Source organism: Arthrobacter sp. MAHUQ-56, assembly GCF_019710585.1.
Lineage (GTDB): Bacteria > Actinomycetota > Actinomycetes > Actinomycetales > Micrococcaceae > Arthrobacter.
In genome coordinates this window covers 45732-69883 of record NZ_JAIFZQ010000020.1, presented here as the reverse complement: position 1 = coordinate 69883, position 24152 = coordinate 45732, and the positions used below count along the sequence as shown (strand labels likewise).

27 protein-coding genes and 1 pseudogene are annotated in these 24152 nt (G+C 65.5%); 7 read left to right on the top strand and 21 right to left on the bottom strand.

Going from position 1 to position 24152, the window contains the following annotated elements; translation table 11 throughout:
- The first annotated feature begins 22 nt into the window (after nt 1-22).
- A complete protein-coding gene (locus tag K4G53_RS12695; RefSeq protein WP_260323586.1) occupies nt 23-592 on the top strand; it encodes a hypothetical protein in 570 nt (189 codons plus the stop codon).
- 13 nt (nt 593-605) lie between these two features.
- On the opposite strand, the gene K4G53_RS12690 is transcribed toward K4G53_RS12695, so the two are convergent.
- Nucleotides 606-1502, bottom strand: coding sequence for a rhodanese-related sulfurtransferase (locus tag K4G53_RS12690; protein ID WP_221386066.1), 897 nt, complete (start codon nt 1500-1502; stop codon nt 606-608).
- Nucleotides 1503-1652: 150 nt separating this feature from the next.
- Between K4G53_RS12690 and K4G53_RS12685 the strand changes: the two genes are divergently transcribed.
- On the top strand, nt 1653-2345 hold the full coding sequence (locus K4G53_RS12685) for a GNAT family N-acetyltransferase (protein ID WP_221386065.1): 693 nt from the start codon (nt 1653-1655) through the stop codon (nt 2343-2345).
- Between the two features lie 72 nt (nt 2346-2417).
- Nucleotides 2418-4793: a DEAD/DEAH box helicase gene (locus K4G53_RS12680; RefSeq protein WP_221386064.1), complete on the top strand. Its 2376-nt coding sequence runs from the start codon at nt 2418-2420 to the stop codon at nt 4791-4793.
- 32 nt (nt 4794-4825) lie between these two features.
- Here K4G53_RS12680 and K4G53_RS12675 read toward each other — a convergent pair whose 3' ends face one another.
- The 3 genes and pseudogenes from K4G53_RS12675 to K4G53_RS12665 form a co-directional block, all read right to left on the bottom strand.
- Nucleotides 4826-5251 carry an Rv3654c family TadE-like protein gene (locus K4G53_RS12675; protein WP_221386063.1) on the bottom strand — a complete coding sequence of 142 codons (426 nt, stop codon included), beginning with the start codon at nt 5249-5251 and terminating at the stop codon, nt 4826-4828.
- Nucleotides 5248-5607: a TadE family type IV pilus minor pilin gene (locus K4G53_RS12670; protein WP_308287876.1), complete on the bottom strand. Its 360-nt coding sequence runs from the start codon at nt 5605-5607 to the stop codon at nt 5248-5250. Before K4G53_RS12670 ends, K4G53_RS12675 begins: the two co-directional genes overlap by 4 nt.
- A 134-nt stretch (nt 5608-5741) precedes the next feature.
- Nucleotides 5742-5861, bottom strand: a pseudogene (locus tag K4G53_RS12665) (DUF4244 domain-containing protein); the annotation flags it as partial.
- A 93-nt stretch (nt 5862-5954) separates the two neighbouring features.
- On the opposite strand from K4G53_RS12665, the gene K4G53_RS12660 reads away from it, so the two are divergent.
- Together K4G53_RS12660 and K4G53_RS12655 are read left to right on the top strand one after the other, a co-directional pair.
- Nucleotides 5955-6236, top strand: a complete 282-nt coding sequence (locus tag K4G53_RS12660) for a hypothetical protein (RefSeq protein WP_221386061.1) — start codon at nt 5955-5957, stop codon at nt 6234-6236.
- A gap of 40 nt (nt 6237-6276) precedes the next feature.
- Entirely contained in the window at nt 6277-6588 is a 312-nt protein-coding gene (locus K4G53_RS12655; RefSeq protein ID WP_221386060.1) for a hypothetical protein, read from the top strand.
- 73 nt (nt 6589-6661) lie between these two features.
- On the opposite strand, the gene K4G53_RS12650 is transcribed toward K4G53_RS12655, so the two are convergent.
- From K4G53_RS12650 to ssd, 15 genes are all read right to left on the bottom strand, one after another.
- The gene (locus tag K4G53_RS12650) at nt 6662-9409 is read right to left on the bottom strand and encodes a phage tail tape measure protein (RefSeq protein ID WP_221386059.1); all 2748 of its coding nucleotides are present in this window, start codon (nt 9407-9409) and stop codon (nt 6662-6664) included.
- A 559-nt stretch (nt 9410-9968) separates the two neighbouring features.
- On the bottom strand, nt 9969-10184 hold the full coding sequence (locus tag K4G53_RS12645; protein WP_221386058.1) for a hypothetical protein: 216 nt from the start codon (nt 10182-10184) through the stop codon (nt 9969-9971).
- The gene (locus tag K4G53_RS12640; RefSeq protein ID WP_221386057.1) at nt 10174-10671 is read right to left on the bottom strand and encodes a hypothetical protein; all 498 of its coding nucleotides are present in this window, start codon (nt 10669-10671) and stop codon (nt 10174-10176) included. Before K4G53_RS12640 ends, K4G53_RS12645 begins: the two co-directional genes overlap by 11 nt.
- A gap of 3 nt (nt 10672-10674) precedes the next feature.
- A complete protein-coding gene (locus tag K4G53_RS12635) occupies nt 10675-10875 on the bottom strand; it encodes a hypothetical protein (RefSeq protein WP_221386056.1) in 201 nt (66 codons plus the stop codon).
- Nucleotides 10875-11054 (bottom strand): hypothetical protein, encoded by a 180-nt coding sequence (locus K4G53_RS12630; protein WP_221386055.1) that lies wholly within the window; start codon nt 11052-11054, stop codon nt 10875-10877. Before K4G53_RS12630 ends, K4G53_RS12635 begins: the two co-directional genes overlap by 1 nt.
- 7 nt (nt 11055-11061) lie before the next feature.
- Nucleotides 11062-11274, bottom strand: coding sequence for a hypothetical protein (locus tag K4G53_RS12625; protein WP_221386054.1), 213 nt, complete (start codon nt 11272-11274; stop codon nt 11062-11064).
- Between the two features lie 18 nt (nt 11275-11292).
- On the bottom strand, nt 11293-11493 hold the full coding sequence (locus tag K4G53_RS12620; RefSeq protein WP_221386053.1) for a hypothetical protein: 201 nt from the start codon (nt 11491-11493) through the stop codon (nt 11293-11295).
- 165 nt (nt 11494-11658) lie between these two features.
- Nucleotides 11659-12279: a hypothetical protein gene (locus tag K4G53_RS12615; RefSeq protein WP_221386052.1), complete on the bottom strand. Its 621-nt coding sequence runs from the start codon at nt 12277-12279 to the stop codon at nt 11659-11661.
- 359 nt (nt 12280-12638) lie between these two features.
- Nucleotides 12639-13682, bottom strand: a complete 1044-nt coding sequence (locus K4G53_RS12610; protein ID WP_221386051.1) for an AAA family ATPase — start codon at nt 13680-13682, stop codon at nt 12639-12641.
- 250 nt (nt 13683-13932) lie between these two features.
- The gene (locus tag K4G53_RS12605) at nt 13933-14097 is read right to left on the bottom strand and encodes an AlpA family transcriptional regulator (protein WP_221386050.1); all 165 of its coding nucleotides are present in this window, start codon (nt 14095-14097) and stop codon (nt 13933-13935) included.
- A 495-nt stretch (nt 14098-14592) separates the two neighbouring features.
- Nucleotides 14593-16014 carry a recombinase family protein gene (locus K4G53_RS12600; protein ID WP_221386049.1) on the bottom strand — a complete coding sequence of 474 codons (1422 nt, stop codon included), beginning with the start codon at nt 16012-16014 and terminating at the stop codon, nt 14593-14595.
- A gap of 469 nt (nt 16015-16483) precedes the next feature.
- Complete coding sequence (locus K4G53_RS12595; protein WP_221386048.1) at nt 16484-17089, bottom strand: type II secretion system F family protein; 606 nt, start codon at nt 17087-17089, stop codon at nt 16484-16486.
- Nucleotides 17086-17910: a type II secretion system F family protein gene (locus K4G53_RS12590; protein WP_221386047.1), complete on the bottom strand. Its 825-nt coding sequence runs from the start codon at nt 17908-17910 to the stop codon at nt 17086-17088. The genes K4G53_RS12595 and K4G53_RS12590 overlap by 4 nt, the downstream gene beginning before the upstream one ends.
- Nucleotides 17907-19235 (bottom strand): TadA family conjugal transfer-associated ATPase, encoded by a 1329-nt coding sequence (locus K4G53_RS12585; RefSeq protein ID WP_221386046.1) that lies wholly within the window; start codon nt 19233-19235, stop codon nt 17907-17909. Before K4G53_RS12585 ends, K4G53_RS12590 begins: the two co-directional genes overlap by 4 nt.
- Nucleotides 19232-20266, bottom strand: a complete 1035-nt coding sequence (gene ssd / locus K4G53_RS12580; protein ID WP_308287912.1) for a septum site-determining protein Ssd — start codon at nt 20264-20266, stop codon at nt 19232-19234. The genes K4G53_RS12585 and ssd overlap by 4 nt, the downstream gene beginning before the upstream one ends.
- 288 nt (nt 20267-20554) lie before the next feature.
- Here ssd and K4G53_RS12575 point away from each other — a divergent pair, with 288 nt between their 5' ends.
- Nucleotides 20555-22294 (top strand): bifunctional 3'-5' exonuclease/DNA polymerase, encoded by a 1740-nt coding sequence (locus tag K4G53_RS12575; protein ID WP_221386044.1) that lies wholly within the window; start codon nt 20555-20557, stop codon nt 22292-22294.
- A 147-nt stretch (nt 22295-22441) separates the two neighbouring features.
- Nucleotides 22442-22633 (top strand): DUF1508 domain-containing protein, encoded by a 192-nt coding sequence (locus K4G53_RS12570; protein ID WP_221386043.1) that lies wholly within the window; start codon nt 22442-22444, stop codon nt 22631-22633.
- A gap of 13 nt (nt 22634-22646) precedes the next feature.
- On the opposite strand, the gene K4G53_RS12565 is transcribed toward K4G53_RS12570, so the two are convergent.
- Both K4G53_RS12565 and nth read right to left on the bottom strand, forming a co-directional pair.
- Nucleotides 22647-23324 (bottom strand): CoA pyrophosphatase, encoded by a 678-nt coding sequence (locus K4G53_RS12565; RefSeq protein WP_221386042.1) that lies wholly within the window; start codon nt 23322-23324, stop codon nt 22647-22649.
- Nucleotides 23321-24115: an endonuclease III gene (gene nth, locus K4G53_RS12560; RefSeq protein WP_221386897.1), complete on the bottom strand. Its 795-nt coding sequence runs from the start codon at nt 24113-24115 to the stop codon at nt 23321-23323. Before nth ends, K4G53_RS12565 begins: the two co-directional genes overlap by 4 nt.
- Nucleotides 24116-24152: the final 37 nt, after the last annotated feature.

The following is a 24152-nucleotide window of genomic DNA, read 5'->3' as shown; positions in this document are numbered from 1 at the left end:
CCCAGGGGCCTAAAGTCGGACTATGCCCAGTGTGCGGAGGTTCTCCGCGCCCCGTCCTGCCAGGACGCCGGGGGCGCCCCCGGCAGTGAGGCCGGCGCCCGCCGTCGCGCTTGCGCTTGGGATGGTGCTGGGGGCGGGAGCGCTGGCTGGCTGCGAATACACGTACGACGACGGACGGGCCGGCAACGTGCGGGGCACCGCCACCGCGGCCCCCGAGGCACCCTTCACCCGGGACCCGCTGCAGCAGGATCCGGTCAGCGAAGCCGGGCTGGGTGAGTGGGTGTCCCGGACATTCCCGGACGTCCCCCAGGAAGTGGTCCATGCCGACGCCGGGCTGCTGGCCTCCGGCGAAGTCAGGACCCTGTCCTCACCGGTCCTGCACACCGGAACCTACATGCTTGCCCTCGCGTGCCGCAGCCAGCGGCGGGTCACCTTCACCGTCCGTACCGAGACGCTCACCCTGGTGGACCTGGGGCTGCGGTGTGGCGTCAACCGTGAGAACGTCATCTATCTCTCCACGGACAGCGCCCTGTCTGTGAGGCTGGAGGCACACAGCGCGGCCAATTTCGCTTTCCGCCTGCGCCGGCTTTGAGCCTCCTGCTGCCTCAGGCCGCTGCGCAGCCCCCGGGACAGCGGAGCGTCTCGGGGCTGGAGGCGCATCCGGCGCAGTACAGTGTCAGGGTCCGGCAGCTGGGATTGGAGCAGTTCTCGAACTTACTGGTCGGCGCTGAGCAGCGGGCGCACTGGCCGATGGTCTTGGCCTGGTCGCTGAACTCGAGGTGCATGCGCTTGTCGAAGACGTAGAGCGAGCCCTCCCAGAGCCCCTGGTCCTTGAAGGCCTCGCCGTAGCGGACGATGCCGCCGTCCAGCTGGTAGACCTCCTTGAAGCCGCGGTTCACCATCAGGCTGGAGAGGACCTCGCACCTGATGCCGCCCGTGCAATAGGTCACCACCGGCTTGTCCTTGAGGTCGTCGTATTTGCCGGATTCAAGCTCCTTGATGAAGTCGTGGGTCGTGGCGACGTCGGGGACCACTGCGTCCTTGAAACGCCCGATCTGCGCTTCGAAGGCGTTCCGGCCGTCGAAGAAGACAACGTCCCCGCCCTCCTGCTTCTTGGCCTCCACCAGCTCGTGCAGTTCCTCCGGCTTGAGGTGCTTGCCGCCGCCAACCACGCCGTTCCCGTCCACTTTGAGCTCTCCGGGGGCACCGAAGGAGACGATCTCGTCCCGTACCTTGACGCTGAGCCTCGGGAAGTCTTCCGCGCCGCCGTCGGACCATTTCACGTCGATGCCCCGGAAGCCGGGGTACTCGCGAGTGGTCTTGACATACTGCTTAACTGCCCCGATTTCGCCGCCGACCGTGGCGTTGATGCCGTCCTTGGAAATGAGGATGCGGCCCGTCAGGCCCAGTTTCTCGCAGAGGGCACGCTGCCAGAGCCGCACCGCGTCAGGGTCTGCGATGGGGGTAAAGCCGTAAAAGAGCACAATCCGGTTCAAAGCCACGTATTTAAGGGTACCGGCTGGTACAAAAGTGGCTGGCGGCGGGAACGCGGATCATGCCCGCAGGGCAGCCCACACCCGGTGCGTATCACGATTGCATAAGCTCTTTCCTGCCCCCTGTTGCTGGCGATCGCGCTGGCATAGTCTCAAGCCATGAGCCCGGAAACCATTGTTGAAGACATCACTGGCCTGCTTGAAGTCTGGGTTGCCGGCTGGGCGGGCTGCCGAGGATACCGGACCTCCACCGAGGGCCGCTTTCCCACTGCGTTCCGGGCGGATACGAGCGGTGAGTGGGAAGTTTTCGCGTCCGAACCCACGGATGCCGAGTTCGCATTCCTGGCTGCCAGAACGGCCCAGTCCCCCGCGCGGGTGCTGACAATCCTGACCAACAATCCCGCCCGGTACACGGCGCTGGCGGCCCAGCACGGGCTTAACGTGACCTCCGATACGCAGACGATGATGATCGTCGACATGGAGACCCAGGACGCCGAGGATCCGTGGCTTTCCGACGACGACCTCCGCCTGCACACGTACGAGGAGGACGGCGTCCACTACGCCGAGGTCCGCTCCGGGGACACCATCGCCGCCAGCGGCCGGGTGTTCGTGGTTGGCGACACCGCGGTGTTCGACAAGATCATCACGCAGCCTGCCTTCCAGCGCAGGGGCCTGGGCAGTTTCATCATGCGGGCGCTGGCCGCCCAGGCCTTCGGGCACGACGTGCAGACCGGGCTGCTGTTGGCGTCCGCCGACGGCCAGAAGCTGTACTCGCATCTTGGGTGGAGCACCATCGCCCGGGTCCTGATGCTCTCGGCATCGCATGAGGGAGCGGACCTCTCGCTGAGCTGAATTCCGCCGGATGCGCTGCCTTTCCCGGCGAACCGTGCCTGCGCGGCTGGTGCCGGATGAAACAATGGTGGGGTGAATCCCCATGACTCCCTGCTTCCCCTGCTGGGCCGTGGCCCGGACCCGGAACAGCTGCGTCATGTCCGGACCATTCCCGCCCGTGCCGCCATCCACGAACCCTGGCCGAAGTGGGTGCACCCGGACCTGGTGAAGGCCTACGGGTCGCTCGGCATCCGGGAGCCTTTCAGGCACCAGGTGGAAGCTGCCGATATCGCCCACTCCGGGGAGCACGTGGTGATCTCAACGGGTACCGCTTCCGGCAAATCACTGGCCTACCAATTGCCCGCGCTGGACGCCATCCACCGCTCCGAGCTGCGGGTCCTTGCAGATCCGGGAAAGATCCACGGCGACGGCGCGGTGACGCTCTACCTCTCCCCCACCAAGGCGCTGGCCGCCGACCAGTTGAACGCCATCCGCGCCCTGAAGCTGCCCACGGTCCGGGCGGAAACGTACGACGGCGACACCGATCCCGCCTCGCGCCGGTGGATCCGGGACCACGCCAACTTCATCCTGGCCAACCCCGACATGCTGCATTTTGGCATCCTCCCCAACCACGCCTGGTGGGCCGGGTTTTTCCGCCGGCTGCGTTACGTCATCGTGGACGAGGCCCATAGCTACCGCGGCGTGTTCGGGTCGCACGTTGCGAACCTTCTGCGGCGGCTGCGCCGCATCTGTGCCTATTACGGCGCGGGAACCTCATTTCCCGAGCCGGTGTTCATCGCAGCGTCGGCAACAGCCTCAGAGCCTGATGCCTCGTTCTCCCGCCTCATCGGCGCCCCGGTCCAGGCCGTGTCCGGCGACTGTTCCCCGCACGGAGCCACCACCGTGGCCTTCTGGGAGCCGGCACTGACTGACATCAAGGGCGAGAACGGCGCCAGGGAACGGCGGACGGCGGTAGCGGAAACCTCAGACCTGCTGGCCAGCCTGGTCTCCGCGCAGGTCCGCACCATCGCCTTCATCAAGTCCCGGCGCGGCGCCGAAACCATCTCCGCCATCACCAAGCGGCTGCTCGATGAAGTGGATCCCAGCCTGCCGCAGCGGGTGGCGGCCTACCGCTCCGGGTACCTGCCGGAGGAACGGCGCGAGGTTGAGAAGTCCCTGCGTTCAGGCCGGCTCCTGGGGGTTTCCAGTACCTCAGCACTGGAACTGGGAATCGACATCTCCGGCCTCGACGCAGTCCTGGTGGCCGGGTGGCCGGGAACCCGGGCATCCCTGTTCCAGCAGATCGGCAGGGCAGGGCGGGCCGGGCAGGACGCGATCGCCGCGTTCGTGGCCAGCGACGACCCGCTGGACACATTTCTCGTGAACCACCCCGAGGCCATTTTCGACGTGTCGGTTGAGGCGACGGTCTTCGATCCCTCCAATCCCTACGTGCTGGGTCCCCACTTGTGCGCGGCGGCAGCAGAACTGCCGCTGGGTCCGGCTGAGCTCGACCTCTTCGGCAGCACCGCGGAAATGCTCCTGGACCGGCTGGTGGCGCAGGGCTATCTCCGGCGGCGGCCCGCGGGCTGGTTCTGGACCCATTCCCAGAGCGCCGCGGGCATGGTCAGCCTGCGGGGCGACGGCGGGGGCCCGGTGAGCATCGTCGATGCCGAGACCGGTTCCCTCCTGGGAACCATGGACTCGCCGCAGACGCACTACCAGGCCCACACCGGGGCCGTCTATGTCCACCAGGGCGACACCTACGTGGTGGAGGACCTGAACGAAGACGACCACTGCGTCATGGTGCGCCGGGCGAATCCCGACTACTACACCACAGCACGGGACGTGACCCAGATCGAGGTGCTGGATACGCAGCGGAGCATGCAGTGGGGGGACGTGACAGTCCACTTCGGTGACGTGAAGGTGACCACCCAGGTTGTCTCCTTCCAGCGCAAGGCCCTGATTTCCAACGAGGTGCTCGGCGAGGAACCGCTGGAGCTGGGAGCACGCGACCTGTTCACCAAAGCCGTGTGGTTCGTCGTGGACAACAGGCCGCTGACAGCGGCGGGACTCATCGAGGCCCAGTTCCCGGGCGCACTGCACGCGGCCGAACATGCCGCGATCGGGCTCCTGCCGCTGGTGGCTTCCAGTGACCGGTGGGACATCGGCGGAGTGTCCACGGCACTGCACGCCGACACCGGGGTGCCCACCATTTTCGTGTATGACGGGCACCCCGGCGGCGCGGGGTTCGCCGAGCGGGGCTTCGACAAGGCCAAGGTCTGGCTGACGGCCACCCGGGATGCAATCAAGGCCTGCGAATGCGATTCCGGCTGCCCGTCCTGTGTCCAGTCACCCAAGTGCGGCAACAAGAACAACCCGTTGGACAAGGCCGCGGCTGTGACCCTGCTGGACGTCCTGCTCAAGGACGCCGCCGAAGCTCCCGGCCTGCCGGTGGGGGCCCAGAGGTGAAGGGATCTCTTTCCACCCCAGGTCTGATGCGCCTAGGTCGGCGGCCCGGCGCGCGCCTGCCCGGTTGCCGGCCCCAGCACTGACCTTTCCTCCAGCTCCGTCCGGACTTCAAGGGTTTGGCCGCTGCCCTCGGCGCAGCTGAGCAATGCCGCCGCGTGCCGGGCTGCCACCTCGGCGGCGACGGCGCACGGCTTCCCCTGGGTAACACCCCTCAGCGCATCCGCTCCCGCCAGCGCGGCGAGGTCTGCTGCCGCAGCGGCACGGCTTGCCAGCACGGCCGACTGGGCCAGCAGCAGAACGACGGCCATGGCCGCCATGACCACGAGTGCAAGACCGGCGGCCAGGATGGTCCCGGAGCCCCGCTCCCGAACGTTCTGCTCCTGCGGATTCCCGGTCCCACCGCTGCCCCCACAGTCCTTGGCCTTCCGGGGCCCCGGGTTCCGCCGGACCCCCGTCAAGAGCCGCCTCCGGCCGCTGACCCGCCGGCGGTACCGCTCCCTGCCGTTTCGCTCCCTGCCGTTTCGCTGCGTGCCGATGCCCGGGCTGTCAGGGTCCAGGGGATGGCGGAGCCGAGGGGACCGGGAACACGGTCCGAGACAGTGATACTCAGCCACTCGCCGTCGGCGGCCACCGAGGCGGAGGCGGACCCGCCGGCAAGTGTCCTGACTGTTCCTTCCACGGCTGCCGGACTGTCACCCCGGGCCAACGCCCTTGCCCCGGCCCGGGCGCCCTCTTCGATCCGCAGTTGCGTCATGCCTGCGGCGGCTGCCGCGAGCAGCATGGCCAGCAGGGCCACGACCGCAGGCAGGGCCACGGCAAACTCGGCCGTTACCGTCCCGCGGCAGTCCGGCCCTCCAGCCGTTGGCCCGCTTGCACCTGCAGCACTCGCGTTCACGCCGCAGCCGGCCGGGCGGGAACCTGGCCACCGCAGCCCTGCCGGCACGCGGATCACGGCAACGCCAGGGCGGTACGGATCAGGTTCAGCAGGAATCCGCGCACCTCGTCACTGCGGAGGATGAACACGAGCAGTCCGGCGAAGCCCACGGCAGCCAGGGTGGCGATGGCGTAGACAGAAACTATTTGAAGTTACTTGCTCTTGAGAGTAGGCTCCACTGCATCCGCTGGGGATGCGGAAAACACAAATAGGGGGAAGGTCTCATCATGAACACAACTGTCGAAATGCCTGCCGGATTCACGCCCAACTACTTCGTCAATGAGTTCAGCAAGGCTCCAGAGCCTGAACTGGTTGACTACTCGGCGCCGGCCATCGAGCGGCCGGGATACAAGATCCTCACTAGCTGGACAGTCGAGGGAGGACTTCGCCTGTGGATCGATCACAACCAAGATGAGGCGTTCAGCGTGCCCGAAATTCGTGACTTGATCGCCACACTGACCGGGGCCCTGAAAGATATGGGGGAAGTGGTCGAGGCTCGGAGTAAATAGCCTCTAGCGTCGGCACAGATAGAACTCATAGAATCCGGCCATGGGGATACTTATCGGACTCATCGTCCTGGTCATTGTGTTTTTCATTGCGATGTATGGCGTAGGCGGCTGGATCGCCATCGCCACCGTTGCTGGGGACAGCAAGGGGCACAAGAAAGCCGAAGAGAACGCGCCGGCGATACTCGATGAGGCGTTCGTTGGTGACAATGTGGTGTTCAAGATCCACCCGCGGTCACCCAAGTATGAGACGGTCGTACTGGGGGCCAAGGCAAGGGGCTACCGTCTTATGAACGAGACTCAGACTTCATCCAGTGGGTCATCGAAGACATTGATATTTGAGAAAACGGAATGACTTAATTTCGCACAGTTGTACTAAAAACAGAGCCCCCGCCGGAATGTACCTGCGGGGGCTCTGTCGTCAGTTGCTACGGCAGGAGTGAGCCAAGCTTTCGGGCTACAGCGTGCGCGGTGCCTGTGGGGTCGTCAACCTGGTTGATCGTGGTGTTGTAGTTGACTTCGCGTGGCGCGGTGCCTGCAGGGTTCATAGAGGCAACCTGTCGGGCTGGTGGAGCGGCCGGCGCGTACTGGAACCCGGCCTTTAGCGGCTGCGTGTCTCCGCCGTTCAACCGGTCCAGGTTCTCGTAGCCGATAGCCTTGGCTGCCGACGCCTTCAATACGTACTCATCCTTGGACAGCATGTAAGGGTTAGAGTCCGATGTGGTTGTGCCGATGCCGTAGACGCGGCCACCGGTCGCAAGGCCGGGCCGGCCAGTACCGGAAGCGTCACCGTTCAGATCCGATGCCCTAGAGCGCCGGTCTACACTGTCGAAATACTCGGTCGTGTAGATGCCGATAGTCACCCGCTTGCCGTCCAACTGGTCAGCCTTACCCTTGATGCCGTCAAGAGTGGTTGAGGCGTGGTCAGCGATCCACGCATCAATGTTGACGTTCTTCGGAATACCAAGCGCCTTCCGCGCCATCGTATCGGCCGCGTCACCAGTGATGTCGAACTGCCCAGCAGCGGCGATCAGATCCTTATAAGACTGGCTCAGCGAACCCTGTAGCTGGTCCTGTGCGGCCTTGGAACCGTCCGTCGCGAGAGTCTGCTTAGCCGTGGCCTCAGCGGATGTGATGGCGGCGTTAGCCAGGTCGTTGAACGCGGACTGGTTAGCGCGGCCCTTTGGGGTGTTGATGTCCAATGACTTGCCGTTAGCGTTGATCGACTCGGTGATCTTGTCGATTGCCGCCTGGTACGCGATAGATGCATCCGACGCTGACAAGGACAACAGCCCGGCGTTGAACAGCGACTTCCCGAAGGCGTCAATGTCCACCACGGCGCCGGACGCTGACAGGCCAACGTTTTCCAGTTCCTTGGCCATCGCTTCCGTGACGGGCTTTGCCTCACCGGCTTTGCTCGTGTACGTGCCTACCGAACCGGCTGCAAGCTCCATTGACGCGGGAACCTTGCCCATGGCGTAGTCCAGCAGGTCCTGGCCTTCAAGCGTTACCCCTGCCTGGTTGGCGAGCCCCTGCAGGGCGTCCTTGTAGCCAGGCAGCATGTCCAGGGCTTCCTTCGCGCCCTTGCCGTTCTTCTCAAACTCCCTAGTCAGTGCCTGGAACGACTTAGCCGCAGTCTCGGCGGCGCCGTTCTTCGTCAGGTTCCCCATCTCGTCGCCAAGGCCCTTGAGCTTGTCGCGGACCTGCCCGAGGTCGTTCTTCGCAGACCCGGGGATCCACGAGAACAGCCCGTCGAGCGTGTCCTGGAGCCCGGCTGGTATGTGAGGGTTGACTACTTCCTTCACAGCGCCGGCAAGGTCGCGGATGTCCGGGCCCTCGTCTGCGAACGTGCTCCACTTCGAAAACAGGGAGTCAAGGCCGGTGTTTGCGCTGGCAGCGTCGGATGCCTTGGCTACCTTCAGGATTGCCTGCCCGTAGTCCTCTGCTGAGGTGATTTCATTCTTGGTGAAGAGAGCTCCAGCGGCCTGCATAGCAACCATGGCGGCGGCAGCAAGCCCGGCGGCCTTGGCCACCTTTCCAATGCCGTCAGCCGCCTTCGAGCCCTTGGGCGCCAACTGGTCCATGGAATCCTTGAAGTCAGCAATCTTGGGAAGGACAGTCAGGAGCCCGCCACCAAGCAGGCCCACGCCTCCGACAATGCCTGCGATACCAACGCCCGCATTCAGTATTGGGGTAGGGATCTTCCCGATGGCGTCCACCATGTCCTCTGCGCCCTGTACAAGGCCCCGTAGAGCCTCCGCAGCGCCGGAACCGCTCTTGATGAGGACAGAGTCAAAAGAGCCACCGAGACGCTCGATATCGCCTGCCAGGTTATCGGTCTTGATGGACGCCGTAACCGCCGCGTAGCCCTGATCGTTGACCTTGTCAGTCCAGTCCTTGATGCCAGTTGCGCCCTGTTCGTACAGCACGTTGGCCGCACGCACAGCATCGGAGCCGAAGATGATACCCATGGCAGCGTTACGCGCCTCCGGCGTCAGATCCTTCATGGACGTCTTGAGGTTGTCAGCGAACGATGCAAGGCCCTTGAAATTGCCCTGGGAGTCATAAGCCGAAATGCCAAGCTCGGCCATCTTCTCTGCTGCCTCTTTCGACTGCGGGGTGAGCCTCTGGAGCATGGTCTTCATGGAAGTACCCGCGTCCGAACCGATAAGGCCAGCGGAAGCGAACGCAGCGAGGCCGCCCGTGGTTTCCTCGATGCTGAGCCCTGTAGAGGCTGCCACAAGCCCTGTTTGATTCAGTGCGGCGCCGAGGTCGTGCACGGAGCCTTGTGCCTTGCCAGCGCCAGCCGCCAAGAGGTCCGCGAGGTGCGGGACCTTATCGCCAGACAGTTTGAACTGAGTAAGGGCCGAGCTTGCGATTTCGGCGGCCTCGCCCACGTCCAGGGAACCTGCGGCGGCAAGAGAAAGGGCGCCGGTTAACCCGCCGCCCAGAATGTCTTTAGTTGATACGCCCGCTTTGGCTAGTTCATCGATGCCTTGCGCTGCTTCCTTCGCGGAGAACGCTGTATCAGCGCCCGCGTTCACTGCCGCCTCTCTCAGTAAGTCCATGTTGGCGGCGGACTCGTGAGTTGATGCCCGGACGGCGCTCATGGCCGAGTCGAACTCGGAATAAGCCTGCACCGCGAGTCCTACGCCCGCCAGCAGGGCACCGCCCATAACCATGGACGCCTTACCAACCCGGTCCAGGTGCTGCTCGTTCTCCTTCGCAAAGGATGCCGTGCGGCTGGCAAAGTCCTCAGCGGACTTCTGCGCCGTCTTCATGTTGGAGACGAAATTCGTCACCTTCGCCTCAAGGGCGATTGAGATACTTCTATCTGCCACGGTTCACCGCTCTTTCTGTTTCATGAAACTGCTCTTTCGTTGCTTGATCGGAAATTTTTGAACCCTCCGCACCATTTAGCGACCTCACCGGCGGTCTGGGGGTTTGCCGGTGGTGCAAGGGTGCCCCCCAGTGGCCCGTCGCTCGAAAACCTGGGGAAGCGTACAGAACAAAATCACCCTCCCCGGCGGGTTTTTTCTGGGGTGACGTTGCTGGGGGTGGTGCCCCAGCAGTGGTGCAGGGTGCGCGGTTGCCGTCGCTTGTGCTTGTTGTTGTGGCTCCTACGCACCCTGCCTTGCTTGGCGCTGGTGCAGTGTTCTGACTGCCCATCACTTCCGTTCTCAGCTCACCCTTGCTCGGTATGCTGCGGTGGTGTTGACGCCTGCTCATGGGTTGCTACTGCTTGCGGATGGGTGCGATGTCGGAGACGCGGCGCCCGTCCGGGAGTGTGGCTTCTACGTCCATCAGTACCGGGTTGCCGTTGCGGTCTTTGGCGGTGGGGTGCTGCCAGATTCCAACGGGCATCCGGTCGGTATCGAGCGTGCCGTCCGGGTTGCGTGGGAGGTAAGGGTAATCGCCGTTGGGTCCGGGGTCGAGGGCGTCAGTTGCCATGGTTGGACTCCAGCCAAGCGGTTGCCTCTTCGTAGCTGGTGGGTAGTTCGGTGGTGTGGGTCCATGCGAGTTCTTCGCCCAGTTCGGAAACTGGGGAGTTCTGATCCAGGAACTCAGCGAAGGTGGGCTGGATCCATGAGAGGTCCGGGAGGATTCGGCCTGTGTAACCGGAGATGTTCGCGGCGCCTTGTGCGTGGCTGCGGAGTCGTGCGCGTGCGTGGCGGGTGGCGAGGTAGAGGCTGTATGACTCGAACGCCTTGCTGAGGTCCATGGTCTTGGCCGCGTCGATGGCGGTGTCTGAGTGCTGCTTGCCTTCGGCTTCGAGCTGCTGGTCCAGTTCGATGTGCCGGCTGATGACTTGCTTTGCCCATGCCTGCTGCGCTTCGGCCAGTACCGCGGCTTGGCGTTCCTGTTCCGCTATCTGGGCCTGTTCGCGGCGTGCGAGTTCGGCGGCGAGTTCTTCGGTGCTGAGTTCGGTGGTGGTCATGGGTTACCTTCCCTTTCGTTCTGCGGCGTTTTTGGCTTCTTCGAGGTAGCCGATTTCCATCCGTGCGAAGGCCTGAGAGGCTTCGGGGAGGCTTGTCAGGTGCTTGTAGCGTTCCTGTGCGGCGGGGGTCCAGGTGTCGGCTAGGCGGCCTGTTTCCTGGGCTGTTGCGAGTTCGGCTGCGCGGTCTGGGGTGGTGTCGTACATCAGTTGTTCTCCCTGTCTTTGGTGATGCGTCGGGCGTTTCTTGGTTCGAGGATCTGGATTGTTGCTAACCCTTTGGAGACAAGGCGGGCGGCCATCGTTTCCGGGCTGGATGTGATGTCTTGTGGCTTCATGGCGTGCTGCCGCTTCTGCCATCCGATGTCGTGGCGCTGCTTGCCCATGGCTTCCCTACTTCCCGTGCGCGGCGATGGCGTCCGCGATTTCGTTGGCGAGCCGGAGAGCTTCGGGTAAGGGCATGACTGCCCGGATTCCGCGGCCATGTTTCAGTACGACGCCTGGTTCCGTGGTGCCGCCGGGCTTGCCTATGGCCGCCGGGGTCGCGGTGAAGTTAGCGGCGTCCTGAAGGTTCCGCGTGTAGTGCTGCGGGCCGGTGGTGAACATTCGGTACGTCCTTTCGGGCTATTTGTCTGCTTCGAGTTCGCGGATCTTCTGCTTGGCTTGGGCTAGTTCGGTGAGGACGCAGGCGGTCACGCCGATCCAGTGGCCTATTTCTTCGTCCAGGCCGGTGTCGGCTGGTGCTTGGTTGTCGCGGAGGAACTGGAGGACTTCCGGGGTCACTGCGTTGACGATGCGGGGATCTGAAAGAAACTCTTCGGTCATGGCTTGGGCTCCGTAGCTGCCGGCGTAATGGGCTGGCCCCAGGGGATCCCTGGAGGGATGGGGTTGGGTGCGCCCGGGGCGGCTGGTGGAGGGGCCTGGAAGGTCAGCGGGGCCTCTGGGGCGGGAGCAGGCGTTTCGGGGCTCTGAGCGGTCATTCTGGGGCTCCTACTTGAGGTAGATGGCAGTCGCGGCAATGGATGCCTGATTTGCTGGGGCTGCTGCCCATGTGCCGGCGCCGGCGCGTGTGGCGACTCCTACCGTGACGGTGTCGCCGCCGGTGAGGCCGGTCAGGGTGGGCTGGAAGGGGCTGGCGAGGCTGGCACCTATGCCGGCTGGTGCTGAGGTGTAGAGCTCGCCGCCGTTCACGCTCTGGACTGTCGCGGAGCAGTAGAGGTAATCGGCTGTGGTGCCTGAGTTTGTACCCATCGCAACGGCGTTGCTGATGATGATTGCTCGAGTGAAGCCGGCCGGGACTGTGAGGGTTACGGATGCCCGGACTGTGGCGGTGGTGTCGATGGCGTAGTTTGTGATGCCGGCGGATGCTGTGGCGGTTTCAACGGGGCTAGCCAGTGCATCGTTTGAGACGCTCCCGGGGGGAAGATCCAGGCTGCCCGTGATGGTCATGGGGCCGTTTACTGTTTGGTATCCCTCCACGACGATGCCGCCCTTCCGGGGGCTGATGCCCATGGTGCCGAAGGGGTTGGCTGCGGCGAGTTCCCTGATTGCCCGTTTGAGGTCGGTTATTTCACGGCCGATCCAGTCGTCTCCCCGGAGATTTCCTGGCATTCCTGGCTGTGGCATTGTTCTATTTCTCCTGGTTCCTGTGGGGCTCGTATGCGGCCCTGAGAGTCGATAATTGGGCTTCGGCTAGTAGTGCCCGGTTCATCCATGCGCGGCCGTCTACTGGGGGCGTGTCGCCGGGCTCATAGATCGCTAGCCGGCTTTCCGCCTCCAGGGCGCGGGCTTGCCACCGCCTGAATAGGTCGTGCTCTTCGAGGGCTTTCGCTTTGTAGATTTCGCAGAGGTTCAAAAGGTCTTGGCGGCTTAGCTTCATGCCTATTCCTGTTCCTGTCGTGTTCCTGAGGAACGAGTAACGAGGTTTGTTCCTGTTCCTGCACCCTGTGTGTGAGGAACAAGGAACACGCTCATTTCTGCACCTGCTGTTTGAACACCCGCATGGCGGCGGTGGCCCGGTCGTTGCCCCAACTAAGGCGTTCCCGTGCTTCCCTTACCGTCGTGGGCGGAGGATCCAGGGCTTGCAGTTCGGCTAAGTCGGCGGCCGGAACTGCTTCAGGCATCCTCTCCCCGTCCTGCGCTGCAAAGACTGCGAAATTGCCATCTGGGAACAGCTTGAATGTGCCGCCTAGGGGCTCCTTGTCACCTCGTGGGGAGTTGGAGCGTAGCCCGCCATGCCGGTCCTTCTTGACGTTCAGGTAGGCGGCTCCGCCGTGGCCGGGGGTGAATGCTTCCTTGACGGTTACGCGGAGCATCGTCCCGCCGGCTGCCCGTGACTTGGCCGCTGTTCCGGTGGGGCCTTGGGCTTTGGATTCGGTGTTTTTGGCTACGTGATCAATCGCGATCACCGCGGCGCCTGCCATGGCTAGAGGCTTCAGCACTGAGGTATGCGCGATTGTGAAGTCATCAGGGCTATTGGAGCTAAGACCCATGGTCGGCATGAGTTCGCCTATGCTGTCCAGGACCGCTACGCCGGGACTCCATGCGCGCAGGTCTGCCACGGCTTCCATAAGGTCCTGCCGGTCTTCGGGTTCCTTATAGCGGAACCTGTCCAGGTCCCCAAGGATTAGGGGTTGGGCTCCAAGGTCCAGCAGCCTTGCCGCTATGCCTTCCATGCCGTTGTGGTCCATGTCTAGGAAGACTGCGCGGCCGCCCTTATTGAGGCATTCCACGATGGCGGCGAGAGCTACGAACGTTTTGCCCGATTCGGGCTCACCGAACAGGATGTTGACCTGGTTTGCGTAGAACATCCCGATTCCATCCACGCGGCGGAGGATCGAGGGGGTGGGGGCTGGGGGCAGGTTGCCGGCGAGTAGAGCCGCGATGTTCCCATACCCGACCTTGTTCCTTGTTCCTGACATAGGGGGTGGAGGAACAGGAACAGAGTTTTGCTGATGTTCCTGATAGTCGTCTTCGGAGATGTTGAACTCTTCCATTGCTGAGAGGATGTCCACTAGTCGGCATCCTCCTTGCCGTAGGTGCCGAACCTGCCAGGGGCTTCGGTTTCGAGAAGATAGCGCCGGATCTCCCAGTGCACGTAGATGGCGACACTTATCACTTGGTCACCGCCCTCTCACTGGCGGCAGCGCGGAGTAGGAGTGTGGTCTTGCGGACCATCTCCGGTGTTGGCGCGGGCCAGGAGGCGACTGTGGCGGCTATGTGGGCGGCGAGCTTGTCAGCGGCGGCGGCCTTCATAGCGGCGGCCTACTTCTTGAAAGCGGCGGCCACTTCGGCAGCATCAAAGCGGATTATCCGAGGGCCTAGCCTGTAAGCCTTCAGCGTTCCGTCATTGATGCGCCGGTAGATAGTAGAGCGACTCACGTTGTGATCGCGTTGGAGGTCTGCGATAGTTAATTTCGGATGGCTCATCTGAACTGTCCCCTTGCATTTCTATCTTGGCGGATACGACATGCAAGCTCTGATCTTTGAACCTTTGGCGAGGTTCTCGATCATTTGAACAGGTCCGGGTTTTGGTTCTTGGCGGAGCCTCCGGACCTGTTCTGCTTGCCTATGAATAATGCTGACACAGGGTGACGCAATTTCCGCAACGTAACCTGTTGCATTCCTGTGCATCCGCCGCCAAAACTGCGCCCCGGACTGTGGATTGTTGTGTGGCTTGGGGAGGAAATCCCCCGGCCCTTGCGCATAACTCGAATTGGGTCTGTGCGTGAGTAGGGTGGGTTAGGGGAGGTTAGCGTAGGCTGGCGAGCAGGACAGAGCAGGCTTGGGCAAACTACTTTTGGGGGATTCGCTAACCCTGCGCTCTGTGGATAACCACTTGTGGCCGTAACCAAATCGTTATGACCCGAGTTATCCCATACATGCCCTACGGCCGTCCGAGAGTTGGCTTTCGAGGGGTCTTACCTAGTTCATGTGCAGCGGGAACATATCCACGGTCGCAGGGTCGAACTCTCCCCGGAAGGGCCCGGACGGCTTCAGGGTGATGCTGAACGCGCTCCTGAGAAGCTCCCTCTGCATCTCAATGCCAGCCTGAAGGAACAATTCCCCCGCATTCTCCGCAAACGCAAAATTCGCCATCACTCGGCTGCCGATATTAGCGGCTGCGGTTTGCTTTATCGCGTCAAGTTTCTGCTCAATTTCCCGGCTGCCCTCGATTAGCTGGCTTTCAGAAATAAGGCCCTGGGCAAACATGCGTGCAAGGGAGTTTTTCCGTGCGATTAGTTCCGCCATGTCTGCCGATTCGGCCGGTGCTTCCTTGTCGGCGAGTAATTGCGCTTCAGCCATAACTGCGGCCTTATAGTCGGGGCGGTCCAACCATGCCGCGGCCATCCTCAGCACGTAATCATCCAGGTTCGTCATAGCTCGGTTAGCGTGGCCTGGAACGTACTTGCCGCCCTCCTGGTGAACCTTGCACCGGTAGGACCGGCGGTGCCCCTCCGCTCCAAAGCCCGTCATGTACCGGCCGCAATAGCACTGGGCAATCCCACTAAGCAGGTACTTGAACTTGGCCTCTGACTGCTGCGGGCGTTCCGGGCTGGTGAGCACGGCCTCACACTGCCGGAACGTCTCCAGCGGAACGATAGCGGGCCATGAGTCGGCCACCACTTCGCCGTGGAAGGTCATAAGTCCGGCGTTCCGGGGCCGTAGCAGGACGCGGCGGACTTGGGTGGTGTTCATGGGCGTTCCTGACAAGCTGACGGCTCCAGCGGCCGCCCATGCCCGCGTGACACCTATCAACGACTTACCCGCGATGATAGCGAGAGTCCCGTCAAGGATGTGCTTAGCCGCGGTGGGCTCAACTTCGATGCCGGCGGCAGTTTTCTGCCATCCCCACGGGACACGGCCGCCTAGAAACTTCCCCTTGGCCGCTGCCTGGGCTTTTTGGGCTGCGATCCGCTCGCCTTTATGGTCTGACTCGTGCTGTGACCACGCGGCGACGGTTTTAGCGACGGCTAGGCCTGTGGCGCTAGAAAGATCCAGTAGCCCAGCGGTTACCTGGTGAGTAACAACTCCACGCGGGCGGCATATGTCGATGTAGCGTTCAAGCTCCCTGGTTCGCCGCATCAGCCGATCGGAGTGGTAGCACAGAACGGCATCTATCCTGCCTGCCTCAATGTCGGTGAGCATCCGTTCATAGGCGGGCCGGTGACGGCCTGAGTAGGCGCTGATGTCGTTGTCGGTGTAGACCTCTCCGACGTCAAGCCCAAGCGACTTGGCGAGCTCTCGGCATAGCTGTTCCTGCCGTTCGACGCCTAGGCCCTGTCCTTGCTGGTCGCGGCTGATACGTGCGTAGATGGCGGCCCTGGTGCCCTTGGATTTGCTCACCCTTCCATTCTATCGAGCTAGTAACTTGACGCAATGCCCGTATACTCCGCGGTGGCCATCCCGGCTTCCGACCCCCGCAGCCTTATGCCTTGCCGTGTCCGCGGCGGACGGCAGCCGGGATACAGCTCAACGACGTTATCCTGCACCGGCCATGGCTGGTGCCCCACGCCGCCATCGCGCAGCCTGCCTCGCATTCCCGGCGTGCCCTCCGGGGAAGTCCCGGAGCCCGGACTGCCATCCGTGGAGGCAGTCCCGTTCATGAGTGCAGTTCCGCTGCTGCATGCGGTGCCGTTGGTGAAGTTGGGTTGGTGGATGGACATCTGGATTCCTTTCGTGATGGACCGGCGGATTACCGGCAGTCCTGACTCTTCCCGGAGCTGCCGAAGCGGGTAAGGGGCGGGGCTGGCTAAGTGGATAAGCGGGCCTCTTCCACGGCTGTGGAGGAAGTGTCCGGGACCAGGTGCCGCTGCTAGGAGCCGGACGGCACCAGGGCCAGCAGCACGGGCACGACGCCCAGGCAGATGAAGGCCGGCAAGGAACACAGGCCGAGGGGAACCACCAGCTTCACGCCCAGCGAGGCGGCACGCTTCTCTGCCGCGCGGAACCTTTCCCGCCGAAGCCTCGCCGCCTGGGCGTACAGGATCGCCGAGGAAGGGGCGCCCGTCAGCGCCGCAAAGCCCAGGGCGTCGCGCAGCTCCAGTACTTCGGGGAGGCGGACCGCAGAGCTGCGCCACGCCGTCTCCCAGTCAGCACCGATGGCCAGCGCAGAAACCACCGGCCGCAGTGCATCCCTGTAGTGGGGCGAGGCGGAACCGGCCACCAAGGCGAGGGAACGGCCGATTCCAGCACCGGCGTCCAGCATTGCCGCCACGAGTTCGAGCATCATCGCCGTGTCGGCCAAACCGCTTACGGGCCGGCCCGCTGCGGGAACTGCGGCTGATTCCCGGTCCGGCAGGCGCTGCCGGCACACCCGCAGGAGCCGTCTCCTCGGCCCGCCCTGTCCCGGGCAGGCGAGCCACACACCGGCTGCGAGCAACAGGAACAGCAGCGGTACCTGAGCCCATGTCCCGGTCATGGTGTTCCGGCCCCTGCCGCCACGGACACGAGGCGGGCGGACCACACCCTGCCGGCGACAGTCAGTGCAACCCCGCCAACGAGTGCGGCCAGCCCCAGCGGCGTGCCAAGCAGTGTTGCCAGCGGGTCCACTCCCAGTGCCGTCCCCAGTCCCAGTCCCATCAGCGGAAGCCAGGTCAGGAGGCGGACCGTTGCCCTGGGGCCGGCCAAGGCGGTCTGCCGGGCAGCGTCGGCGTCCTCCTCCGCTTCCAGCTGGGCCGCGAACCTGGTCAGCACGTCGGCGAGCGGACATCCGCTGGCTTCGGCAATATCGCAGCATGCTGCCAGGTCGGACCAGGTCCTTGCCTCCCTGGCTCCTTCCCTGCCGGGAAATGCCGCGGGCAGGGAGCGCCGGATCGCTTCCGAAACCGGCGCTCCCGTCGCTGCGGCAACACGGGCGGAGGCCAGGACGGCAACGGAACCGCCCGACAGGACGGCCGCTGCCGGACGACCGGCGGACTGAAGCAGCTGCCCCTCCTGCCCGGCCCCGCCGTACAAAGTCCACAGTTCGTCCCAGAGCCGCCCCGGCGTCCGGCCACCCCTGAGCAGCGCAGCCAGCTGCTGCACCAACAGGATCAGCCCCGGCCCGCGGTGCACCTTCCCGGTTCCTGCGGCCACCCTGGCCCGCCGGATAGGCCGGTGCCGGGAAAAACCAGGATCTGCCCGCGCTGGAGCGGCAGGCCCCCTACCGGCTGCCGCACGGAGCCTGGCGGCCGCACCCACCGGTGGCTTGAGCAGCAGCACCACCGCCGTGCACAGGAGCACGGCCAGGATGACCGTCACGGGCCATCCTCCGGCCCTATCGCCAGCCGGGCGGCCAATGCGGGCCATGCCGGGCCGGGCGAGCCTCCTTCAACGAGTGCCGGCGCGACAGCAAGGCCGTCCGGACCATCGCTGAAGACGCCCACGCACAGCACTTCCCGGCCCCGGGACGTCCTGCCGACATGGACCACGACGTCGAGGGCGCTCGCAGCCTGGAGCCGCACCGCGTCAGGGCCCATCCCGGCGAGCGCGCCCAGCGCCGTCAGCCGGGCCGGGACCGCTGCTGCGGTGTTGGCGTGGATGGTGCCCCCTCCGCCGCTGTGCCCCGTGTTCATGGCGGTCAGGAGTTCCCGCACCTCGGCACCCCGGCACTCGCCCACCACCAGCCTGTCCGGCCGCATCCGCAGCGCCTGCCGGACCAGCTCCCCCAGGTCCACGGTGCCCCCGCCTTCGAGGTTCCCATGGCGCGATTCAAGGGCCACAACGTGTGGGTGCACCGGGTTCAGCTCAGACGCGTCCTCGATCAGAACCAGGCGTTCCTCCGCCGGACACAGACCCAGCAGCGTGGACAGCAGGGTGGTCTTCCCCGAGCCCGTGGCGCCGCTGACCAGGAAGCTGAGTCTTCGTTCCACCACCCGCTCCAGCACCGTCTGCACCAGCGGACCGAACATTCCCCCGGCACGCATCTCCGCCATGGTGAAGACCCGCTCCCGGCGGATGCGGACGCTCAGCAGCGTCCCTGACGTGGAAACCGGCGGCAACACGGCGTGGACACGGTAGCCGCCGGCCAGCCTGACATCGACACAGGGGGAGCCGTCGTCCAGGCGTCGGCCACCGGCGGCCACCAGCCTGCAGGCCAGTGCCCGCAACGGGGCTTCACCCTCGAACATGACGGGGACGCGCTCGATGCCGCGGCCCCGGTCCACCCACACCGAGTCGGGAGCGTTGACGAAGATATCGGTGACGGCGGGATCCCGTGTGAGCTCCTGCAGCGGCCCCAGCCCATTCAATTCGGCGCTGATCCGCTCCGCAGCGGCGAGCGAACCGGCAGTCCCCAACAACTTCCCCGTGGCCTGGACAGCGGCAGCAACGCGGGACGGCGTCACGGCACCCGCGTCAGCCATCATGGATTCGCGGACGGATTCCAGGAGTCCGTAATCGACCGCGGCACGACCGCCCGCCGCCTCCCGCCGCCGTAGCTGCCGGTTCGCCTGGCTCGCATCGTTCGGTTGGCGCGCATAGTTCGTCTGGTTTGCCTGGCCCGCCTGGTTCGCCTGGTTCGCCTCGAGCAGCCGGGCACTGCGCCGGGCCCCTATCCCTGCTCCCCCGGGGCCGGGCCGGCTCATGCCAGCTCCCCTGCCGGCAGGTCATCCCCCAGCCAGTCGAGTACCGATGCCGCGAAGTGCCGGACGTTCCGCCGCTTCCCAAGGTCCAGCAGGCGGCCTGATTCCACGGCTCCCGGGACGGCCCTCAGTTCAGGCACCCGCCCCTGGACTGGCAGCCCGACCGCGTCCGCAATCAGGGAACTGTCCAGCGCCGTCCCCGGACGCCCGCGGACCAGGAGTGCAGCCTCCACGGGCGGAAGCTCCTGCAATACGCGCACGGCAGCCACCGCTGCCTTCAGTTGTGCTGGAACCACCACCATGATGCGGTCACAGTCCCACGCGACCGTCCGGAGCGGCTCGGCGCCCCGGCCCACGTCCACCACCACCAGCTCATAACCACGGCGGGCAGCGTCGAGCACGCCGGCCGTGGTGGCAGCGGCGACGGGGACAGGTTGTTCCCGGGCTGCCGGCCAGGACAGGAATGCGAAACCACCGGCCACCGGCAGGGAGTCCGCCAACTGCAGGGGGTCGATGCTGCCCCTGGCCCCTGCGAGGTCCGGCCAGCGCAGGCCAGGATTTTCCTCGGCCGCGAGCGCCAGCTCCAGCCCGCCTCCCCAGGGGTCCCCGTCGACCAGCAAAACCCGGACGCCCAACCCCGCAGCGGCCTGCGCGATCCAGATGGCGGCCGTGGTGGCACCTGCCCCACCGCAACCGCCGGTAACACCAAGCACCACACCGCCGGGGCCCGGTGACCGGGACCTGCTGAGGTGGTCAGCCAGCCAGGCGGCGGCGTCCGGCAGCACGGCAACCCGTTCGGCGCCGAGGGCAGCTGCCAGGTGCCAGAGGCTGTCGCCTTCCCCGTCGAGTCCCACCAGGACAGCCGGCCTTCGGCGCCTTGGCGGCAGTTCCTTCACGTCGCAGCCGACCAGGACTGCAGACACCGCGTCCCAGTGCCGGCCGCCCTCGACCGTATCGGCTGCAACACGCAGGTGACCGCCGGCGGCGGCCACGATCCGCTCCACCTCGCCGCGGAGAACGGCGGACGAAGTTATCAGCAGCACTTCGCTGCCGTCCGGGAGCCAGGCGGCACCGTCCCCCGCCGCCTGGTCCGCCCAGCCGCCACCGGCCGGTGGCGTTTCGGCGCCGCGGGACCGCACAAAGGGATCAGCGCCGGGCGCGGTTTGCGGGGCATTCAGTTGGTGCCTGCTCATGGGGCCACTCTGCCGGGGCGGCGGACCGGAGGTAAGGCCGCAGCAGCCGTATGTGGATAACCGGCGGCCCGGGAAAGGCCCCAGAAAGGCCCGGATAGGCCCAGGACAGAAACAGGGCACAATTGGAACATGTACCTGCTGCTCGCCGCCCATCCAGGCGGCGCCGCAGTCCAGGAACTCACGCCAGCCGGACACGCCCGGCCAGCCGCCCCCGAACCGCGCGTGGTCCCCCACGGCGAGCTCCCCGCCGTCGTCCGCCAGCTGGAAGCCGCGCGGCCGGACGGACAGCCGCCACGCTGGATCTGGCACCGCACGCAGGACTGGTATCCGGCACTGCTGGCGGCCGGCGTCGAAGTGGAACGCTGCTACGACGTCAGCCTTTGCGGCAACATCCTGGCCTTCTCGCAGTTCACCGCGCACACCGAATATGCCCGGAACTCGGACCGGGTCCCGGCCGAGGATCCGCTGCTTCCCCCAAGGGCGCTGCAGCCGCCGCCCCCGCCGGCGGACCAGGACGCGCTGTTTGATGACCTTGGCGGCACTGGCCCGGCACCGCGCTGGGGCCTGGCAGAGCTGCGGGCCGAATATACCGCCCAGCAGGGCGCGCTCGCCGCCGTCGACCTGGCGGAGAACCGCAGGGGCAGGCTGCAGCTCCTGCTCGCTGCCGAGTCCGCCGCCGCCATGGTGGCCGCCGAGATGCAGCACGCCGGCGTTCCGTGGCGCGAGGACCTGCACGAGCAGATGCTCGCGGATTGCCTCGGCCCCCGGCCACACCCCGGGCAACGGCCGGCCCGGTTGGAAGCACTGGCGCGTGAGCTGCGTGCCCTGCTCAACACCCCCGCGCTGAACCCGGATTCCCCGCAGGAACTGATGCGTGCCCTGCACCGCAACGGCATCGAGGTGAAGAGCACCCGGAAATGGGAACTGCGGGAGTCCAGCCACCCCGTCATCGAGCCACTCCTGGAGTACAAGAAGCTGTCGCGGCTGCATACGGCCAATGGCTGGACCTGGCTGGACGCGTGGGTGCATGGCGGCCGCTTCAGGCCTGAATATGTGGTGGGCGGCGTGGTATCCGGGCGCTGGGCCTCCCGCGGCGGAGGCGCCCTGCAGATCCCCCGCCTGGTCCGCGGTGCGGTGCACGCCGATCCCGGCCACAAACTGATCGTCGCCGACGCCTCCCAGCTGGAACCGCGCGTCCTGGTGGCACTCGCCCGGGATTCCTCGATGGCGGAGGCCGCACGCGACCAGGACCTTTACGCCGGCATCGCCGCCAAGGGGTTTGGCGGCGACCGTGCCAAGGCCAAGACGGCCCTCCTCGGTGCGATGTACGGGGCCACGTCCGGCGAAGCGGGCCGCCTCATGCCCCAGCTGGCCCGGACGTATCCCCGCGCCGTGGACTTTGTGGAGCGGGCGGCGCGGGCGGGCGAATCCGGCGCAACGGTGACCACCAGGTTGGGCCGCAGCACGCCTCCGCCGTCGGAGCTGTGGTTCCGGAGCCAGCGCTCGGCCACGGCAGAGGAGCAGCGGCGGGCGGAGTCGATTGCCCGGTCGAGGGGCCGCTTCACCCGGAACTTCGTGGTGCAGGGTTCGGCGGCGGACTGGGCGGCGTGCTGGCTGGCGGAATTACGACGGCGGCTGCGCGCCTGGCAGCCGGGCGGCACCACCGGGACGGGCGGCGCCGTCCGGGCGGAGCTTGTCTTCTTCCTCCACGACGAGGTTATGGTCCATGCGCCGGTCGGGGCTGTTGATGCCGTCATCGGGGCCATCGAGGAGGCTGCCAGCGCGGCGAAGGAGTTGCTGTTTGGCACCATCCCGGTTGAATTCCCGGTCAGCGTGGCGGTGGTGGACTCCTATGACAAGGCGAAATAGGGGTGCGGAGGCTGTCCCGGAACGGGAAGTAACCTACCCGGGAGTAGTTCGACTGGCAGGGTGACGGAGGTTACAGTTCAAGTCGCGACTGAAGCAGACCGGTCACAAGCTGATGCAACGACGCATACCAGGGAGGCAGATCCGTCCATGGCGGGCAGATTCGAAATACACCGTGAAAGCGATGAGGCGTACCGGCTGCGGCTGACCGACGGGGACGGCAACATCGTCGCCGTGTCGCCCACCTTCAGGTCCCTCAGCCTGCTCCGGGATGGAATCAAGGCCATGCGGGAGAACGCGGCCACGGGAATCGTGGTGGACCTGCGCCAGCAACAGGCCTGATCCTGCAAAGCCCCTAGGCGCCGATAGGGTGCAGCCGGTCCTGGTCCCAAGGTACTGCCCAGCCGAGCTGGTCGAAGAGGCCGCTCAGCACGATGCCGGTAAACCCCCACACCAGCACGCCGTTGACGGTGAAGGCAGGGCTGTCGAAGGTGCGGCCTGCGCGGTGGACGGTGGCCATGACGCGGTTATCCGGGTCCAGCAGGTCCCGGACCGGGACCCGGAAGACCTGGGCGGACTCTCCGTAGTCCACCACCCGGACCGGGGAAGGCGACTGCCACCAGCCCAGGACGGGCGTCACCAGGAAGTTGGTGTGGGCAAGGCCCAGCTCCTGGAGCGTGCCCAGGACTTCAACCCCGCCCGAGTCCAGGCCCGTCTCCTCCTCCGCTTCCCGAAGCGCCGCCTCCACGGGTGTCTCCCCGCGGTCGATGCGGCCGCCGGGAAAGGCGACCTGCCCCGGATGCGAACCCAGCGTGTGGGCGCGCTCCAGGAGCAGGACGTCCAGTTCCGCGGGCGCCAGGGGCTTGCCGGATTCTGCCGGGACGTCGTCGAGCACTCCAAAAAGCATCAGGACGGCGGCCCTGCGGGCCCGTGCAGCGTCAACCGTCAGGGCAGCCCAGCGGGGGTCCGGGGGCCCGGAGGTTCCCGCCGCAGCCCGCCGGGCCAGGTTGGCGAGGTCTTCGCGTGCGCTCACTGTGTCCTCTTTTGGGACGCCATCCTGATCTCGGCCGCACGGTGGGTTTCCGCCAGGAGCTGGTCCAGCAGGGCCTCGTTGCCGGGCGCGAGTTCGTACTTCAGGAGCTTCGCGGCCTTTGCCGCGTCGGTCTCGCCCAGCCCGTAGCTGGGGCACCAGTTTGCCACTGGGCAGGCGCCGCAGGCGGGCTTGCGGGAGTGGCAGACGCGCCGGCCGTGGAAAACCACCCGGTGCGAGAGCATGGTCCAGTCCTTGGGTTCGAACAGTTCCGCGACGTCGTGTTCGATCTGCACCGGGTCCTCCGACTGCGTCCAGCCGAACCTGCGGGCCAGCCGGCCGAAGTGCGTGTCCACGGTGATGCCCGGGATGCCGAAAGCGTTCCCCAGGACCACGTTGGCGGTCTTCCGGCCCACGCCGGGCAGGGTCACGAGGTCTTCGAGCCGTCCCGGTACGACGCCGTCGTAGTCATCCACCAGGCGGGTTGCCAGGGCGATGAGGCTCCGGGTTTTGGCCCGGAAGAAACCCGTGGGTTTGATGATTTCTTCCAGCGCAGCAGGCTCCGCCTCCGCCATGGCCCTGGCATCCGGGTAGCGCGCGAAGAGCAGCGGGGTGATCTGGTTGACTGTGACGTCAGTGGTCTGCGCGGACAGGACCGTGGCCACCAGCAGTTCGAACGGGTTGGTGAAGTCGAGCTCCGCGTGCGCGTAGGGGTACTTCTCGGCAAGGGCCCTGTTGATGCGCCGGGCCCGCCGTTTCAGTGCAAGCAGCGACTCGGAGGAGACCACCGGCATGCCGGTGGCCTGGCCGTCGTGGATGCCCTGCCCGGCG

What these genes read in the sequence shown, in the direction of transcription:
- K4G53_RS12605 (WP_221386050.1), bottom strand. Translation starts at nt 14,097, where the DNA reads ATGAGCCATCCGAAATTAACTATCGCAGACCTCCAACGCGATCACAAC.
- K4G53_RS12630 (WP_221386055.1), bottom strand. Translation starts at nt 11,054, where the DNA reads ATGGGCAAGCAGCGCCACGACATCGGATGGCAGAAGCGGCAGCACGCC.
- K4G53_RS12695 (WP_260323586.1), top strand. Translation starts at nt 23, where the DNA reads ATGCCCAGTGTGCGGAGGTTCTCCGCGCCCCGTCCTGCCAGGACGCCG.
- K4G53_RS12660 (WP_221386061.1), top strand. Translation starts at nt 5,955, where the DNA reads ATGAACACAACTGTCGAAATGCCTGCCGGATTCACGCCCAACTACTTC.
- K4G53_RS12635 (WP_221386056.1), bottom strand. Translation starts at nt 10,875, where the DNA reads ATGTACGACACCACCCCAGACCGCGCAGCCGAACTCGCAACAGCCCAG.
- K4G53_RS12615 (WP_221386052.1), bottom strand. Translation starts at nt 12,279, where the DNA reads ATGCCAGGAAATCTCCGGGGAGACGACTGGATCGGCCGTGAAATAACC.
- K4G53_RS12570 (WP_221386043.1), top strand. Translation starts at nt 22,442, where the DNA reads ATGGCGGGCAGATTCGAAATACACCGTGAAAGCGATGAGGCGTACCGG.
- K4G53_RS12620 (WP_221386053.1), bottom strand. Translation starts at nt 11,493, where the DNA reads ATGACCGAAGAGTTTCTTTCAGATCCCCGCATCGTCAACGCAGTGACC.
- K4G53_RS12685 (WP_221386065.1), top strand. Translation starts at nt 1,653, where the DNA reads ATGAGCCCGGAAACCATTGTTGAAGACATCACTGGCCTGCTTGAAGTC.
- K4G53_RS12650 (WP_221386059.1), bottom strand. Translation starts at nt 9,409, where the DNA reads ATGGGCGGTGCCCTGCTGGCGGGCGTAGGACTCGCGGTGCAGGCTTAT.
- K4G53_RS12585 (WP_221386046.1), bottom strand. Translation starts at nt 19,235, where the DNA reads ATGAGCCGGCCCGGCCCCGGGGGAGCAGGGATAGGGGCCCGGCGCAGT.
- K4G53_RS12625 (WP_221386054.1), bottom strand. Translation starts at nt 11,274, where the DNA reads ATGTTCACCACCGGCCCGCAGCACTACACGCGGAACCTTCAGGACGCC.
- K4G53_RS12575 (WP_221386044.1), top strand. Translation starts at nt 20,555, where the DNA reads ATGTACCTGCTGCTCGCCGCCCATCCAGGCGGCGCCGCAGTCCAGGAA.
- K4G53_RS12645 (WP_221386058.1), bottom strand. Translation starts at nt 10,184, where the DNA reads ATGGCAACTGACGCCCTCGACCCCGGACCCAACGGCGATTACCCTTAC.
- K4G53_RS12595 (WP_221386048.1), bottom strand. Translation starts at nt 17,089, where the DNA reads ATGACCGGGACATGGGCTCAGGTACCGCTGCTGTTCCTGTTGCTCGCA.
- K4G53_RS12640 (WP_221386057.1), bottom strand. Translation starts at nt 10,671, where the DNA reads ATGACCACCACCGAACTCAGCACCGAAGAACTCGCCGCCGAACTCGCA.
- K4G53_RS12655 (WP_221386060.1), top strand. Translation starts at nt 6,277, where the DNA reads ATGGGGATACTTATCGGACTCATCGTCCTGGTCATTGTGTTTTTCATT.
- nth (WP_221386897.1), bottom strand. Translation starts at nt 24,115, where the DNA reads ATGCCGGTGGTCTCCTCCGAGTCGCTGCTTGCACTGAAACGGCGGGCC.